General features: G+C 66.1%; 12 protein-coding genes, 1 tRNA gene and 1 pseudogene. 5 read left to right on the top strand and 9 right to left on the bottom strand.

Annotated features, from left to right (window positions below):
• Nucleotides 1-5 precede the first annotated feature (5 nt).
• The 5 genes from QM701_RS14330 to ispB form a co-directional block, all read right to left on the bottom strand.
• Complete coding sequence (locus QM701_RS14330) at nt 6-1,388, bottom strand: sigma-54-dependent transcriptional regulator (RefSeq protein ID WP_415167718.1); 1,383 nt, start codon at nt 1,386-1,388, stop codon at nt 6-8.
• On the bottom strand, nt 1,385-2,953 hold the full coding sequence (locus tag QM701_RS14325; protein WP_415167717.1) for a two-component system sensor histidine kinase NtrB: 1,569 nt from the start codon (nt 2,951-2,953) through the stop codon (nt 1,385-1,387). Before QM701_RS14325 ends, QM701_RS14330 begins: the two co-directional genes overlap by 4 nt.
• A 24-nt stretch (nt 2,954-2,977) precedes the next feature.
• On the bottom strand, nt 2,978-3,208 hold the full coding sequence (locus tag QM701_RS14320) for a PP0621 family protein (protein WP_415167716.1): 231 nt from the start codon (nt 3,206-3,208) through the stop codon (nt 2,978-2,980).
• 103 nt (nt 3,209-3,311) lie between these two features.
• Nucleotides 3,312-3,388: transfer RNA gene (locus QM701_RS14315), tRNA-Pro, on the bottom strand.
• 15 nt (nt 3,389-3,403) lie between these two features.
• Nucleotides 3,404-4,372 carry an octaprenyl diphosphate synthase gene (gene ispB / locus QM701_RS14310; protein ID WP_415167715.1) on the bottom strand — a complete coding sequence of 323 codons (969 nt, stop codon included), beginning with the start codon at nt 4,370-4,372 and terminating at the stop codon, nt 3,404-3,406.
• A gap of 162 nt (nt 4,373-4,534) precedes the next feature.
• Between ispB and rplU the strand changes: the two genes are divergently transcribed.
• The 4 genes and pseudogenes from rplU to proB all read left to right on the top strand — a co-directional run bounded on the left by rplU (nt 4,535) and on the right by proB (nt 7,437).
• On the top strand, nt 4,535-4,846 hold the full coding sequence (gene rplU / locus QM701_RS14305; protein WP_415167714.1) for a 50S ribosomal protein L21: 312 nt from the start codon (nt 4,535-4,537) through the stop codon (nt 4,844-4,846).
• A gap of 30 nt (nt 4,847-4,876) precedes the next feature.
• Nucleotides 4,877-5,140: a 50S ribosomal protein L27 gene (gene rpmA, locus QM701_RS14300; RefSeq protein WP_415167713.1), complete on the top strand. Its 264-nt coding sequence runs from the start codon at nt 4,877-4,879 to the stop codon at nt 5,138-5,140.
• An 81-nt stretch (nt 5,141-5,221) separates the two neighbouring features.
• Nucleotides 5,222-6,305: pseudogene (gene cgtA / locus QM701_RS14295) on the top strand (Obg family GTPase CgtA).
• Nucleotides 6,306-6,318: 13 nt separating this feature from the next.
• On the top strand, nt 6,319-7,437 hold the full coding sequence (gene proB / locus QM701_RS14290; protein ID WP_415167712.1) for a glutamate 5-kinase: 1,119 nt from the start codon (nt 6,319-6,321) through the stop codon (nt 7,435-7,437).
• A gap of 110 nt (nt 7,438-7,547) precedes the next feature.
• Here the strand turns inward: proB and QM701_RS14285 are convergent, their stop codons facing one another.
• Nucleotides 7,548-8,471: a LysR family transcriptional regulator gene (locus tag QM701_RS14285; protein WP_415167711.1), complete on the bottom strand. Its 924-nt coding sequence runs from the start codon at nt 8,469-8,471 to the stop codon at nt 7,548-7,550.
• A gap of 215 nt (nt 8,472-8,686) precedes the next feature.
• Between QM701_RS14285 and QM701_RS14280 the strand changes: the two genes are divergently transcribed.
• Nucleotides 8,687-13,357, top strand: a complete 4,671-nt coding sequence (locus QM701_RS14280) for an NAD-glutamate dehydrogenase (protein ID WP_415167710.1) — start codon at nt 8,687-8,689, stop codon at nt 13,355-13,357.
• A 180-nt stretch (nt 13,358-13,537) separates the two neighbouring features.
• On the opposite strand, the gene QM701_RS14275 is transcribed toward QM701_RS14280, so the two are convergent.
• From QM701_RS14275 to zapD, 3 genes are all read right to left on the bottom strand, one after another.
• Entirely contained in the window at nt 13,538-13,795 is a 258-nt protein-coding gene (locus tag QM701_RS14275) for a DNA gyrase inhibitor YacG (protein ID WP_415167709.1), read from the bottom strand.
• A 129-nt stretch (nt 13,796-13,924) separates the two neighbouring features.
• Complete coding sequence (locus QM701_RS14270) at nt 13,925-14,779, bottom strand: dienelactone hydrolase family protein (protein ID WP_415167708.1); 855 nt, start codon at nt 14,777-14,779, stop codon at nt 13,925-13,927.
• Between the two features lie 52 nt (nt 14,780-14,831).
• A complete protein-coding gene (gene zapD, locus QM701_RS14265; protein ID WP_415167707.1) occupies nt 14,832-15,593 on the bottom strand; it encodes a cell division protein ZapD in 762 nt (253 codons plus the stop codon).
• Nucleotides 15,594-15,634 lie beyond the last annotated feature (41 nt).

Here is a 15,634-nt window from a genome sequence, read left to right as displayed (position 1 = left end):
AGCGCTCACCCGGCGTCCTCTTCGATGCCGAGCCGCTCGATCCGGTAGCGCAGGGAGCGGAAGGTGATGCCGAGCAGCCGCGCCGCCGCGGTGCGGTTGAAGCCGGTCTTGGCCAGGGCGTCGAGGATGCTCTGCCTTTCCACGCGGTTCAGGTGATCGTCCAGCGTTTCGCCGGACAGGCTTTCGCCGTCGCTGACCGCCGGGTCCTCGGCGAGCTGCAGGTCCTTGAGCTCGACCACGTCGTCGTGGCACAGCGCGGTCGCCCGTTCGAGGATGTTCTCCAGCTCCCGCACGTTGCCGGGATAGCCGTAGTCGCGCAGCGCGCGCATGGCCTCCTCGGTCAGCCGTGGGCCGCCGTCCGGGTACATGCGCGCCAGCAGGGATTCGACCAGCAGCGGGATGTCTTCCTGGCGCTCGCGCAGGGCGGGCATTTTCAGTTCGATCACGTTCAGCCGGTAGTAGAGGTCCTGCCTGAACGCGCCGGCGTCGACGCATTCCTTCAGCATGCGGTGCGTGGCGGAGACGATGCGCACGTCAACGGCCTCCTCGACCGCGCTGCCGACCTTGCGCACCTTTTTTTCCTGGATGGCGCGCAGGAGCTTGACCTGCATGGGCAACGGCAGGTCGGCGACCTCGTCGAGGAACAGGGTCCCGCCGCTGGCCGCCTGGAAGAAGCCGTCGCGGTCGCTGTCGGCCCCGGTGAACGCGCCCTTGCGGTAGCCGAAGAACTCGCTCTCCATCAGGTTTTCCGGAATGGCGCCGCAGTTGACCGGAATGAACGGCGCCCCGCGCCGCGAGCTGCAGTGATGGATCAGGCGGGCCGCCAGTTCCTTGCCGCTGCCCGATTCGCCGGAAATGTAAACCGGGGCCTGGCTGCGCGCGAGCTTGGCGATCATCTCGCGGACGGCGGCGATGGCCGGCGACTCGCCGGTCAGCTGGCCGGTGTCGCCGGCCGGCTTGTCCGTCGCCACCTCCTTCGCCGCGCCCGTCCGGGGCAGGTTGATGGCCGACTTGATCAGCGTGCGCAATTGATCGAGCGCCACCGGTTTCGCCAGGTAGTCGAAGGCGCCGGCCTTGAGCGCGGCGACGGCGTTGTCGGCGCTGCCGAACGCGGTGATGACGGCGACCGGCGTCTCTCCGTACTCGGCGCTGATCAGGCGCACGATCTCCAGGCCTTCCCCGTCGGGCAGGCGCATGTCGGTCAAGCACAGGCTGTAGCGTTCCTTCTTCAGCAGCCGCTTCGCTTCGGCCACGGTGCCGGCGCAGTCGGCCGACAGCCCCATGCGCGCGAGGGTCAGATCGAGCAGCTCGCGGATGTCCTCTTCGTCGTCGATGACCAGCACGCGCGGCAGCTCTTCGCGCTTCCTGTCGATTTTGTCCGTGGTCACTCGATGCTCCTCCCTGATATGCAAAAATCGGCGCCGGCCTGACTGCTCAGCAGTTCGAGACGGGCGCCGTTGGCCTCGCACAGCTCGCGCGCGATGTAGAGCCCCAGGCCGGTGCCGCGGCTGTGCGTGGTGAAGAACGGTTCGAAAATCTGTTCGCGATGCGCTTCGTCAACGCCATCGCCGTCGTCGATCACGTGCAGATCGATGCGATGGCCGCGGTCGCCGTCCTGCACGCGCAGGCGGATGCTGCCGATGCCCCGCCGCGAATGCCGCCACGCATTGCCGACCAGATTCCACAGGACCTGGTGCAGGTGCGACCGGTCGAACACGATGGCCCCGCGATCAGTAATCTCGACCTGCACGACGCCGGCGGGAACGCCCTCCTTGACCGCGAACTCCTCGACGAAGAGCGGCAGGGTCTGGCGCAGGTCGATCAGCTCGCGGTGGGCGCGGTCGCGCCGGCCGAGTTCGAGCACGTCGCTGACGATGCGCTCGACGCGCCGGGCATTGTCGAGCACGATGCGCAGCAGGCGGTCGCTGGTCGGGCCGGCGGATTCCTCGCGCATCAGCTCGCCGGCGTGCTTGATCGCCGAGAGCGGGTTCCTGATCTCGTGCGCGATGTTGGCCGTCAGCCGCCCGAGCGCGGCCAGCTTGAGCTGCCGCGCCTGCTCCTGCAGGCGCCCGAGGTCTTCGAGGAGGATCAGCACGTCGCCCTCCGAACTCTCGGTGGCGATGAAGCGCGCGCGCAGATGGATGCCGCTGGCCGGCGCCCGGATCAGGACCGGTTCGTCGCCGCCGCGCGCGCACCAGTTGCGGAAACTCAGGGCCAGCTCGGTCGAATAGGTCGACAGCTTGCGTTCCTCGGGATTGCCGAGGCCGAGCAGCTGCTCGATGCGCGGATTGTGCTGCTTGATCAGCCCCTCGCGGTCGAGGACGAGGACGCCGTCCTGCATCTCCTCGATGATGTGCTGGCTGATGATCGTCTGGTTCCTGAGCGCCTCGCCGCGCTTGCGGGCCAGTTCCTCGTTGGTGATGACGCGGTTGGCCAGCAGGCGGGCGGAAATGGCGACGGCGAAGAACCCGGCGCAGAAGAGCCCGGCCTGAAAGAAATCGACGCTCTCGCCGCTGTTCCTCACTACGCGCAGGGACTCCTCGGCGAGCACGGCCAGGGTCGCCATGGCCGCGTAGAACAGAACCAGGCGCCCCTGCCCGACCAGCCCGGCGCCGGCCAGCGTGACCAGCAGCATGATCCCCAGGCTGCCGCGCAAGCCGTCGCCCGCGTGAGTCAGCCCGGTCAGCACCAGCACGTCGAGCAGCACCTGGATGCTGAGCTGCCGGTTGAAGTGCTGCCGGTAAAAGTGCAGCACGGCGAGCGATGCCGCGTTGGCCACGAAATAGAAGCCGACGATCGCGGTCTGGTAGGGGATGCGCTCCTGGCCGATCACGGACAGGGCCGGCGCCTGGTAGAACGACGACAGCGTCAGCAGGGCGGCGATGCACAGCCGGTAGATGCTGAAATAGCGCAGGGTTTTCCAGTGCGTCAACGATACTTGCGGGGCGTTCACGTTCTGCGCATCCGGCATGGCGGGTCAGTCCGCCCGATCCTGCGCCGCGCGCCGGTGTTCGGCGCAGCAGTAGTGGATGGCGCCGTCCCGGACGCCGTCGCTTTCGGGAAAGTGCACGCCGCAGCGGGCGCATTTGACCATCCGCTCCGGCCGGCGCGCGGCCGGCGCTCCTGCCGTCCGGGTCCGGCGGTTTTCCGGGCGGCGGAGAAACCAGAGAATGGCCAGCGCCAACCCGATCAGGAGCAGGTATTTCATGGCTTGAGTGGAATTGTGCGAATCCCGCGAAGCATAGCAGAAGCCGGCCGGCGGAATGAAAAAAGCCAGATCAGCCGCACGGCTGATCTGGCTTTTGAATGGTTGGTCGGGGCGAGAGGATTCGAACCTCCGACTCCTACGTCCCGAACGTAGTACTCTACCAGGCTGAGCTACGCCCCGACCGGGAAACAGCCGCTAAAACGTCCTGGCGACTGCAAAGGACGCTAATTCTAACAAAGAATCCTTGTATGTGGAAGCAGGCAAGGACTCGATGGAAGCCTGCGCGCGGCCGGATTCGGCCTCGGCCTGCCGGCGGGTGTGCTCCAGGGCACCCGTGGCGCGGATGGCCGCCAGCACCGCCGGGAAATCGTCCCGTCCGCCGCTCTCGATGGCCTGGCGCACGCTGCGCGCCTGCGCTTCCGTCCCGCGCTGCATGACGTGGATCAGCGGCAGCGTCGGCTTGCCTTCGGCGAGATCGTCGCCGAGATGCTTGCCGGTTTCCGCTTCGGCGCCGGAATAATCGAGCACGTCGTCGATCAGCTGGAAGGCGGTGCCCAGGTGGGCGCCGTATTCGGCCAGCCGGCGTTCGGTCGCCGGATCGGCGCCGCCGATGATCGCCCCGATCTGCGCGGCGGCTTCGAACAGCTTGGCGGTCTTGTAGCGGATGACCTGCAGGTAGCGTTCCTCGTCAACGTCGGCGTCGTGGCAATTCATCAGCTGCAGCACCTCGCCCTCGGCGATGATGTTGGTGGCATCCGACAGGACGCGCATGATGCGCATGTCGCCGACCTCGACCATCATCTGGAACGAGCGCGAATGGAGGAAATCCCCCACCAGCACGCTGGCCGCGTTGCCGAACAGCGCATTGGCCGTCTTCCTGCCGCGCCGCAGGTCGGATTCGTCGACCACGTCGTCGTGCAGCAGGGTGGCCGTGTGGATGAGCTCGATGATCGCCGCCAGTTCGTGGTGGCGCGTGCCGCCATAGCCCAGCGCCCCGGCGCTCAGGAGTACCAGGGCCGGGCGCAGGCGCTTGCCCCCGGCGTTGATGATGTACTCGGCGACCTGCCGGACGAGGACCACGTCGGAGTGCAGCTCGCGGCGGATCACCGCGTCGACGGCCTGCATGTCCGGTCCGATCAGGTTGTAGAAGTGCTCGGGTTTCAACGGGATTGGCCTAGAAAAAAACTATGAGATAGTAGGTGGCGCCCGTGCCTGGCGTCAAGCCGACGCCCCCGTTGAAAAGCGAACCCTTTGACTCGGCAGGGGAAATGCGTATAATGCGCGGTTCTTCGGTTTACTTTTTTCTTGGTTTTTTTGGAGTCCAACATGTACGCGGTCATAAAAACCGGTGGCAAGCAGTATCGCGTCGCCGCCGGCGAAAAATTGAAAATAGAACAGATACCGGCAGAAGTTGGCGCAGAAGTCACGCTTGATCAGGTGCTCATGGTCGGCGAGGGCGAGTCCGTGAAAATCGGCGCTCCGCTCGTCACCGGTGCGGCGGTCAAGGCTACTGTGCTTTCGCAAGGCCGTCACGACAAGGTCAAGATCTTCAAGATGCGTCGCCGCAAGCACTATCAGAAGCATCAGGGCCATCGTCAGAACTACACCGAAATCCGCATCGACGGGATTTCCGCCTGAGCGGCGGCCTAACGGAAAGGAAAGAGTCACATGGCACACAAAAAAGCAGGCGGCAGTTCGCGCAACGGCCGCGACTCCGAATCGAAACGCCTCGGCGTCAAGCGCTACGGCGGCCAGGACGTCCTGGCGGGGAACATTATCGTCCGCCAGCGCGGCACGCAGTTCCACCCGGGCGTGAACGTCGGCATCGGCAAGGATCACACGCTGTTCGCCCTGATCGACGGGCGCGTCGAGTTCGCGCTCAAGGGCGCGAAGCGGCAACGCACGGTCAGCATCGTCCCGGCGGCGGCCTGATCGGGCTGCGCTCGGTCCGCTGCGGCGGCAACGAAAGCCCTATCCTTGCGATAGGGCTTTTTACTTTGTAGGGAAGCGCGCATGAAATTCATCGACGAGGCGAAGATTTACGTCGCCGCCGGCGACGGCGGCAACGGCGTCGTCTCGTTCCGGCGCGAGAAGTACGAGCCGGAGGGCGGACCGGACGGCGGCGACGGCGGCCGCGGCGGCAGCGTCCGGGTGATCGCCGACCGCAACATCAACACGCTGGTCGAATACCGCTACACCCGCAAGTTCGTCGCGCAGCGCGGCGAGAACGGGGCGTCCGCCGGCTGCTACGGCAAGGGCGGCAAGGATATCGTGCTGCGCGTTCCGGTCGGGACGGTGATCACCGACATCAATACCCACCAGGTCGTCGCCGACCTGGCGCACGACGAACAGACCGTATTGATCGCCAAGGGTGGCAAGGGCGGCCTCGGCAACATCCACTTCAAGTCCAGCACCAACCGCGCGCCGCGCCAGTGCACCAAGGGCGAACCGGGCGAGGAGCGCGACCTGCGCCTCGAACTGCGCGTGCTGGCCGACGTCGGCCTGCTCGGCCTGCCGAACGCGGGGAAGAGCACCTTCATCCGCGCGGTGTCGGCGGCGCGCCCGAAAGTGGCCGATTACCCGTTCACCACCATGCACCCGAACCTCGGCGTGGTGCGCGTCGACGAGAACAAGAGCTTCGTCATCGCCGACATTCCGGGCCTGATCGAAGGCGCGGCCGAAGGCGCCGGCCTGGGCATCCGCTTTCTCAAGCACCTGGCGCGCACGCGCGTGCTGCTGCACATCATCGATCTGGCGCCGCTCGACCCGGACGCCGATCCGGTGCGCGACGCGCACGCGATCGTGGGCGAAGCTGGAGAAATACAGCCCGGAGCTTGCCGCCAAGCCGCGCTGGCTGGTGCTCAACAAGCTCGACCTGATCCCGGAGGACGAGCGCGAAGAACGTGCCGCAGATTTCCTGCGCGCCTACGGAGCGCCGGCGGCAACGCCCTGCTTCCGGATCAGCGCCATCAGCGGCGACGGCTGCCGGCCGCTGATCTTCGCCTTGCAGGAAGCATTGGACGAGCTGGCGCCGCCGACGGCGATCGCCGACGACCCGGCGGATGAGTTTTTTCCCGACGACACGGAAACGGATTGAGCGAAAAATGGCTATGAACGCGACACGCATCGCCGAAGCGAAACGGCTGGTCATCAAGGTCGGCTCGGCGCTCGTCACCAACAACGGCGAAGGACTCGACACGGCGGCCATCGGGGAGTGGGCCCGGCAGATCGCCGAATTGCGCGCGCTCGGGCGGGAGGTGGTGCTGGTCTCCTCCGGGGCGATCGCCTGCGGCATGCAGCGCCTGGGCCGGGAGAAGCGCCCGAGCGCCGTGCACGAATTGCAGGCCTGCGCGGCGGTCGGGCAGATGGGGCTGGTGCAGGTCTATGAAAGCGCGTTCTCGGCGCACGGACTGCACACGGCGCAGGTGCTGCTCACCCACGACGATCTGGCCGACCGCATGCGCTATCTCAACGCGCGCTCGACGCTGACCACGCTGCTGTCGCTCGGCGTGGTGCCGATCATCAACGAGAACGACACGGTGGTCACCGACGAAATCAAGTTCGGCGACAACGACACGCTGGGCGCGCTGGTCGCCAACCTGGTCGACGCCGACTGCCTGGTCATCCTGACCGACCAGCGCGGCCTGTACACGGCCGATCCGCGCAAGGACCCGCAGGCGACGCTGATTGCCGAGGCGCGGGCGGGCGACCCGGCGCTGGAGGCGATGGCCGGCGGCGCGGGTACGCAGTACGGCAAGGGCGGCATGATCACCAAGGTCATCGCCGCCAAGCGCGCGGCCAACAGCGGCGCGCACACGGTCATCGCCAGCGGGCGCGAGCGGGACGTGATGCCGCGGCTGGCGCGCGGCGAACCGATCGGCACGCTGCTGGTGTCCGAGATGCAGCCGCTCAACGCGCGCAAGCAGTGGCTGGCCGACCATCTGCAGCTCAACGGCCGCCTGATTCTCGACGCCGGCGCGGTCAAGGCGCTCGGCGAAGGGAAAAGCCTGCTGCCGATCGGCGTGGTCGAGGTGCAGGGCGAATTCGAGCGTGGCGCGGCGGTGGCCTGCGTGTCGCCGGCTGGGAAGGAAGTGGCGCGCGGCCTGAGCAACTACGGCAGCAGCGACGCCCGGCGCATCGCGCGCCATGCCAGCGCGGACATCGAGAACATCCTCGGCTACATCGACGAACCGGAGATGATCCACCGGGACAACATGGTGGTCTGCTAGGGAAATACTGGTTTGTTCGTCACCCCGGCGCAGGCCGGGGTCCAGTGCGTCGGTTTTCCTGGATTCCGGCTTTCACCGGAAGGACGCATGGGGAGTAGTTCAGCGCCTCCCTAGGCCACTGCCTCGATTTCGGTTTCGGTTTCCCGATAGATTCTCGCCTGCGTGCGCAGCCAGCCGCAGAAGGCCTGCAACGACTCCGACTCCAGCTTGTCCTCGGGGTACACGAGATAGTAGCTGCGCTGGTTGTGCAGCACGTACGGGCACGGCACCACCAGTTCGCCCGAGGCGATTTCGCTGAGCACGAAAAAGCGCGGCATCAGGGCCACGCCCAGGCCGGCCTTGGCCGCTTCGACCAGCATCGCGAAGACTTCGTAGCGCGATCCGCCCATGGCGTTGACGTTCGCCAGGCCGGCCACTTCGAACCACTCCCGCCAGGCGTCGGGGCGCGAGGATTGGTGCAGCAGCGGCATCTGTTCGAGTTCCGAAGGTTCCACCGACAATCGCCCGTCGAGCAGCGACGGCTTGCACACCGGCACCATTTCCTCGCCGAACAGGTACTCGGTGATGGCGCCGGGCCACACCGGGTCGCCGAAATGGATCGCCGCGTCGAACGGCGTATCGATGAACATGAACGGCTCGTTGCGCGTCGTCAGGTCGAGCGTGATCTCCGGGTGGTGCAGCTGGAAATCCGCCAGGCGCGGAATCAGCCAGCGGGTGGCGAAGGTGGGAATGACCGCCAGTTCGAGCACCCGTCCGGCGCTGCGGTGGGCCATCAGCGACAGGGTGTCGTGTTCGATGCGCTTCAGATTCTCGCGGATCTGCCTGGCGTAGATCTGCCCCGCGCCGGAAAGCGACACCCGCTTCTTGACCCGATTGAACAACTGCACGCCCAGATAATCCTCCAAGGCCGAAATCTTCCGGCACACCGCGCTTTGCGTCAGCGAGAGCTCTTCCGCGGCGCGCGTGAAACTCTGGTGCCGGGCCGCCGTTTCGAAAGCGACGAGCAGGTCCGTTCCCGGAATTTTTCTTCGCATGGTCATTCCAAAATAGAACAATTTGCTGAATATACATCGTTTGCTATTACATGAAAACGTGCAAAAAATGGCCTATCGTTTTATTAAACGATTGTTGTTGAACTACGTAAGTTAACGCTTTCAATTCAAGTCTGTTTCCATAACAACATCGTCCAGGGGGACGCTCTCCGGTTTGCCATGCCGGCACTGACCCTGGGGCGAGGAGGAATTCCACCATGAACGACACAGGCACCAGCAATACCCTCCAACGCAACCTGCGCGAGCTGTCTGAAAAACACAAACTCTCCCCGGCGCTCGCCGACCACCTCGAACGCTATTTCGCCGACATCGACGCCGACAATTTCCTCGACGTCAACCTGGAAGAACTCCACGGCGCGGCCATCCAGCACAACCGGCTCGGCCAGTCGCGGTCCGCCGGGCAGGCGGTCATCGCCCTGTACACGCCCGATTTCGACCGGCACGGCTGGCATTCGCCGCACACGGTCATCGACATCGTCACCGACGACATGCCGTTCCTGGTCGACTCGGTCACCATGGTCGTCTATAACCGCGGCCTGGCGATCCATCGCCTCATCCACCCGGTGCTCGGCATCGAGCGCGACGCCGCCGGCCTGCTGTGCCGGAGCGCCGAGCGCGGCACGGCCGGCACGCACGGCGAATCGTGGATACACCTGGAGATCGACCGCATCGGCGACAGCGCGGTGCTCGACGAGCTGCGCAACGAAATCGCCGACGTATTGGCCGACATCCGCGCCGCGGTCGACGACTTCGCCGCAATGCGCCAGCGCGTCGAGACCGCCATCGGCGGCCTGGGCGGCGCCAAATCCGCCGACAGCGAGGAAATCGTCGACTTCCTGCGCTGGGCGGCCAGCGAGAATTTCATCTTCCTCGGCTATGCGCATTACCAGGCGGGAGCCGACGCGGCCTCGCTGGAACGCGCGCCGGACGGCGGCCTCGGCCTGCTGCGCCGCGCCGACCATCCGCGCTTCGGGCATTGCCGCACCGGCATGCCGAGCCGCATCGCCGAACTCCAGGCGCTGCCCTCGGCGCTGACGCTGACCAAGGCCGACGCCCGCTCGATCGTGCACCGTTCGGGCTACCTGGACTACATCGGCGTGCGCGAGCGCGACGCCAAGGGCGCGGTCGTCGGCGAGCACGTTTTCGTCGGCCTGTACGCCGCCCACGTCTATCACATCTCGACGACCGAGATTCCCGTGGTGCGCCGCAAGGTGGCGGCCGTGCGCACGGCCTGCGGATTCGCTCCGGGCGGACACAACGACAAGACGCTGCGCAACATCCTCGAAACCTATCCGCGCGACGAGCTGATCGAGATCGACACCGCCGACCTGCAGCGCATCGCCCACGGCATCGTCATGCTGCACGAACACCAGCGGGTGCGCGTCTTCCTGCGCGACGACCGCTGGTGCCGCTACGTCTCGGCGCTGGTTTACACGCCGCGCGACCGCTTCGACACGACCGTGCGCCTGCGCATCATGGCGCTACTCAGCAACACGCTGGGCGCCGACAGCGTCAACTTCTTCATCAACGTCGACGAATCGCGGCTGGCGCGCCTGCACCTGATCGCGCGCACGCCGGACGGCACCTGCTACCAGTACGACGCGGAAGCGATCGAGCGCGACGTCGCGCGCATCGTGCGCGGCTGGCAGGACGAGCTGCAGCACAACCTGATCGAGCACGCCGGCGAGGAACGCGGCAACACGCTGCTGCGCCGCTACGCCGGGGCGCTGCCGCTGGCCTACCAGGACCAGGTGCCGCCGAGCTCCGCGGTGTCGGACCTCGAACGGCTCGAAACGGCAGAAGCCAGCGGGCGCGTCGAGATCAAGCTCAACGCGCCGTACGGCGAAGACGGCTCGCATCAGCACATCAAGCTGTTCCTGAAGGGCAACCCGCGGCCGCTGTCCGCCGTGCTGCCGGTGTTCGAGAACCTGGGGCTGACCGTCCTCTCCGAGCAGCCGTTCAAGCTGACCGACCTGGAACTGCACATCGCCGATTTCGCCGTGCAGCTGCCGCGCCCCGAGGCGCTCGACGATGAATCGACCCGCAACGCCTTCATCGACCTGCTCGGCAAACTTCTGCGCAACGAGGCCGAGAACGACGGCTTCAACCGCCTGACCCTGCTGGCCGGGCTCGACGCGCCGCGCATCAACATCCTGCGCGCCTACGGCCGCTACCTGCGCCAGGCCGGGCTGCCGTTCAGCCAGGTGTACATCGAACGCTGCCTGTCCAGCCACCCGCAGATCGCCCGCCTGCTGTCCGACCTCTTCCACACGCGCTTCTCCCCGGATGCCACCGACGCCCAGGCGGAAGAGACCGACCGCGAACTGGCGGCCGCGCTCGCGCAGGTGAGCAACCTGGACGACGACCGCATCCTCTCCGGCTACCGCACCGCCTTCCACGCCACCATGCGCACCAATGCGTGGCAGAAGGACGCCAAGGGCCAGCCGAAGGATTACCTGTCGTTCAAGATCTCGTCCAAGCTCATCCCCTTCCTGCCCAAGCCCGTGCCGCTCTACGAAATTTTCGTCTATAGCCAGCGCATGGAAGGCATCCACATGCGCGGCTCCTCCGTCTCGCGCGGCGGCCTGCGCTGGTCCGACCGCATGGAGGACTACCGCACCGAAGGCCTGGCGCTGGTCAAGGCGCAGATGGTCAAGAACGTCGTCGGCGTGCCGCTCGGCGCCAAGGGCTGCTTCATCGGCAAGCGCCTGCCGCCGGCCAGCGAGCGCGACGCCTGGATGGCCGAAGGCATCGCCTGCTACCAGACTTACATCCGCGGCCTGCTCGACGTCACCGACAACCTCGTCGGCGGCAAGGTCGTTCCGCCTGAGAACGTCCGCCGCCACGACGGCGACGATCCCTACCTCGTCGTCGCCGCCGACAAGGGCACGGCGACCTTCTCCGACATCGCCAACGCCATCGCCATCGAATACGGCTTCTGGCTCGGCGACGCCTTCGCCTCGGGCGGCTCGGCCGGCTACGACCACAAGGGCATGGGCATCACCGCGCGCGGCGCGTGGGAGGCGGTCAAGCGCCACTTCCGCGAACTCGGGCGCGACACGCAGAGCGAACCGTTCACCGCGGTCGGCATCGGCGACATGTCCGGCGACGTCTTCGGCAACGGCCTCCTACGTTCCGACAAGACGACGCTGGTCGCGGCCTTCGACCACCGGCACATCTTCCTCGATCCGAACCCGAATCCCGAGCAGAGCTTCGCCGAACGGCAGCGCCTGTTCGACCTGCCCCGCTCCTCGTGGGACGACTACGACAAGTCGCTCATCTCCGAGGGCGGCGGCGTGTGGCCGCGCAGCGTCAAGAGCATCCCGCTCTCGCCGCAGGTCTGCGCCCGGCTGGGCGTCAACGCCGAACAGATGACGCCGAACGAACTGATGAACGCCATCCTCAAGGCGCCCGTCAACCTGCTCTACAACGGCGGCATCGGCACCTACGTCAAGGCCAGCAGCCAGAGCCACCAGGACGCCAACGACCGCACCAACGACGCCATCCGCATCGACGCCACGGAAATCCGCGCCAAGGTCGTCGGCGAAGGCGGCAACCTCGGCTTCACGCAGAAGGCGCGGATCGAATACGCGATGAACGGCGGTCTGAACTACACCGACGCCATCGACAATTCGGCCGGTGTCGGCACGTCCGACCACGAGGTCAACATCAAGATCCTGACCTCCAGCCTGCTGCAGAGCGGCGACATGACGATCAAGCAGCGCGACACCCTGCTGGCCTCGATGACCGACGACGTCGGCCGCCGGGTGCTGGTCGACAACTACCAGCAGACGCAGGCCGTATCGCTGGAAACCGCCTACGGCCGCGACCTGCTCAACGCGCACGGGCAGCTCATCCGCTTCCTCGAAGCCAAGGGCGGCCTCAACCGCGCCATCGAGTTCCTGCCGGACGAGAAGCATCTGATCGAGCGCGCGCAGATGGGCATCGGACTGACCGCGCCGGAAATCGCCGTGCTCCTGGCGTACTCCAAGATCGCGCTGAAGCAGGCCATCCTGGCGACCCAGCTGCCGGATACGCCGGTGTTCCAGAAACTGCTGGTGAGCTACTTCCCCGACGCGGTCGCGGAAAAATGCGCCGACCAGATTCCGGCGCACCCGCTGCGCCGTGAAATCATCACCACGCAGATCGTCAGCCGCCTGGTCAACCGCATGGGCACGGTGTTCACCCAGCAGATCGGCGACGAAACCGGCGCCGAACTCGAACAGATCATCTCGGCCTGGTACGCCGCCAGCGAACTGCTGGGTGCGGAATGCCTCTGGAAGGAAATCGAGGCGCTCGACCTCAAGATTCCTTCCGCACGCCAGATGGCGCTGATGATGGCCCTGCGCGACATGGTCGGCGCCGCCACGCGGCAGATCCTCGCCTCGCAGATGGCCGGTGCCGGCATCCCCGAGATCGTCGACACCTACCGCGACGCCGTCGCCCAAGCGATCGCCGCCGCCCGCGCCGGCAAGGAAGGCGTGGAATCGATCGCCGCGCTGCTCGACGCGCGGACCGACGTCGCCCGGGTGTTCGAACTGGTCGACCTGGCGCGCAGCGGCAACCGTCCGCTCGAAGAAGTCGCGACCGCCTGCGCCAAGCTCGACGCCGCCTTCGACCTCACCTGGCTCGGCAACGCCATCGGCAACCTGCCGGCCGGCAACCGCTGGCAGGCGCGGGCCAGGGCGCAACTGGCCAGCGATCTGCGCGCCATGCGGCAAGCCCTGCTGCAGCGCGACGCCGCCGACGCCACGGCAACGGGCGCGGCACGCAGCGTGATCGAAGAGCTCAAGCGCAACGCGCCGCAGGATCTGGCCATGCTCTCGGCCGGCCTGACCGAGGTCAAGCGCATCCTGCTCAACCACTGATTCGCGATCCATCCGCGCACGACCGGGAGACGAACCGTCTCCCGGTTTTTTTATCGCGTAGCCCGTTGAAGCACGAAAACGAAGAAGACCACTGACGATTCGCTTGTATGAATTATCGGCACCGCATCCCTCGCAAACCAAGAAGAGGGATCGTTCCGGAAACCGCTGTTTCGGCCATAGTCATTTCGAGAGAGGCGGCTTTCCTGAAGTAGAGAAATCGGCCGACGGCTCGGCCGTCTCTTCCTGCACCGGGACGCGGTAGGTTTCCGACGCCCAGGCGCCGAGATCGATCAGTTTGCAGCGTTCGGAACAGAAGGGCCGGTATTTGTTTTCCGGGCCCCACAACGCTTCACCCCCGCATTGCGGGCAACGAACCTTGGTAACTTTTGCCGCCATCGTCGATCCTGGAACATTCTGAAACGCGGTCTGGAACACCATGCCGCCAGCCGGCGCATGGCGATCCAGATTCGTTGTTGGTCACGCAAGCCGCTGACGAAACCGGCGGCCAATGGCTAAATTATGCCCGCTTTTCGAGAGGCGGACGAAAGCGGGAGTTCCGCCGGACGGTCATTTCAGATACTCATCGAAGTGCTGAAGCACGCGCACCTTCGCCTCTTCCCGCGCTGCCGGATCGGGCGCCGTGGTCACGCCCTGGCCCGGATTCACGCCATTCGGCACTTCCTTGCGCACGTGCTTGCCTTTGAGCGCGGGGTTGTCGAAGTCGTGGTAAGCGTTCGGGAACGTGACGATCCGCATCGGCTCGTGGCGGGCCGCGACCGTGGCGGCCAGCGCCCGGCAAGGGGCGGCGGGCGTCCAGTCGTCGCTCTCGCCGATGAGCAGCAGGAGCGGCGCGTAGGGATGGAAGCGATCGGCGGCCTGGTTGCGCGCCGTGCAGCCCGGATAGAAGGCAACCGCGGCGCGAAAGGCCGCAGCGGGTCGGGGGCTGCGCGCGGCGGCATCCAGCACGACTCCGGCGCCGTTCGACCAGCCCAGCAGGGCCACGCGGTCGGGCCGGATTTCCTCCCGTCCCTGCAGGTAGGCCAACGCGGCGTAGGCGTCGCCGACGCGGTCGGACGCCTTGAGCGAACGCTCCTTGAACTTGATCGTGCAGATTTCCTTGATCCCGCGCGAGGTGAAACTGTCGAGCATCAGCGCGGCATAGCCGTGGTCGGCCAGGAACCGGCCCCACATGAGATGGCGTTCGTTGAGCGCGCCGCTGCGCGCGTAGGCGCCGCCGCAACCGTGGAGCATGACCACGGCCGGGAAAGGCCCCTCGCCGGCGGGTCTGAACAGATAGGCCTTCAGCGGCGCGGGCGACGACGACAGGCCGGCGGGCGGAATTTCAAGCGCCACTGGAGTGACGGCGCCGACACCGCCGATCCATGCGATAAAAAGCAGCAGCGCACGAAGAAGATGCCTCATCGCGGCACCCCGAAAAACCCGGCAGCGGCGGCTCTCAATGTGGAATGCGTGATTACAGATTGCAGAACACGATGTCGAACGGCACGTCCACCGCGTTGTCGGTGTGGCGCTGGCGCGATTCGAGGTCCTGGCGGATGAAGCGGATGTTCAGCGCGTATTTGTTGGCGCTGATTTCGGGAATGAAGGGCAGCTGTTTCTTGAGCGAGACGCGCACCATCTGCGAGGTGCTGCCGCCGAGCATCAGCTGGAAGGAACCGCTGCGCGCGACGTGGTGTTCGGACGCGCCGCTGGCGCGCAGCAGGCGCAGCACGATCGACAGGCCGTCGCGCAGCGGGATCAGCGGTCTGAGCCATTCCTGCAACGCCTCCTGGCGGACGGCGGCTTCCTGGTGCAGCCAGTAGTGGTACGAAGGCAGATCGAATTCGCAGACGCCGCCGGGAATGACGGCGCGGCTCTTGATCGCCATCAGCCAGTCGTTCTCGCGCAGGTACTGACCGATCTTCCCGGTCATGGCCAGCAGCGCGGCGGACGATTGTTCGATTTCGTAGAGCGCGCCGGAAAGCGCCTCTTCGGAAATTTCCGGGTTGTTGCGGAAGGCCAGCAGCGATTGCCGCTGCCGTTCGAGTTCCTGGATCAGGTCCATCTTGAGGTCGGCGCGGCCGGCCACTTCGAGGATTTCGAACAGCGACAGCAGCACGACATGATGTTCCCGCCGTCCCGGCTGCTGGATGAAATGGCCGGTCTTCTCGAACAAATCCTCCAGGCGCAGCAACGTCCTGATGCGCTCGTTGAAGGGATATTCGTAGGTAATCACATTGCCGCCGGTCAGGTGATCAGGGTGAATTTCCCAATATT

This window comes from Propionivibrio sp., assembly GCF_047602565.1.
GTDB lineage: Bacteria > Pseudomonadota > Gammaproteobacteria > Burkholderiales > Rhodocyclaceae > Propionivibrio.
The sequence above is the reverse complement of the archived record's forward strand: the minus strand, read 5'-3'. Positions and strand labels throughout refer to the sequence as shown.

Bases quoted from the DNA above. Each gene is read 5' to 3' on its own strand.
- QM701_RS14280 (WP_415167710.1), top strand. From the start codon at position 8,687: ATGAACGACACAGGCACCAGCAATACCCTCCAACGCAACCTGCGCGAG.
- QM701_RS14285 (WP_415167711.1), bottom strand. From the start codon at position 8,471: ATGCGAAGAAAAATTCCGGGAACGGACCTGCTCGTCGCTTTCGAAACG.
- QM701_RS14270 (WP_415167708.1), bottom strand. From the start codon at position 14,779: ATGAGGCATCTTCTTCGTGCGCTGCTGCTTTTTATCGCATGGATCGGC.
- rpmA (WP_415167713.1), top strand. From the start codon at position 4,877: ATGGCACACAAAAAAGCAGGCGGCAGTTCGCGCAACGGCCGCGACTCC.
- rplU (WP_415167714.1), top strand. From the start codon at position 4,535: ATGTACGCGGTCATAAAAACCGGTGGCAAGCAGTATCGCGTCGCCGCC.
- proB (WP_415167712.1), top strand. From the start codon at position 6,319: ATGAACGCGACACGCATCGCCGAAGCGAAACGGCTGGTCATCAAGGTC.
- QM701_RS14320 (WP_415167716.1), bottom strand. From the start codon at position 3,208: ATGAAATACCTGCTCCTGATCGGGTTGGCGCTGGCCATTCTCTGGTTT.
- QM701_RS14275 (WP_415167709.1), bottom strand. From the start codon at position 13,795: ATGGTGTTCCAGACCGCGTTTCAGAATGTTCCAGGATCGACGATGGCG.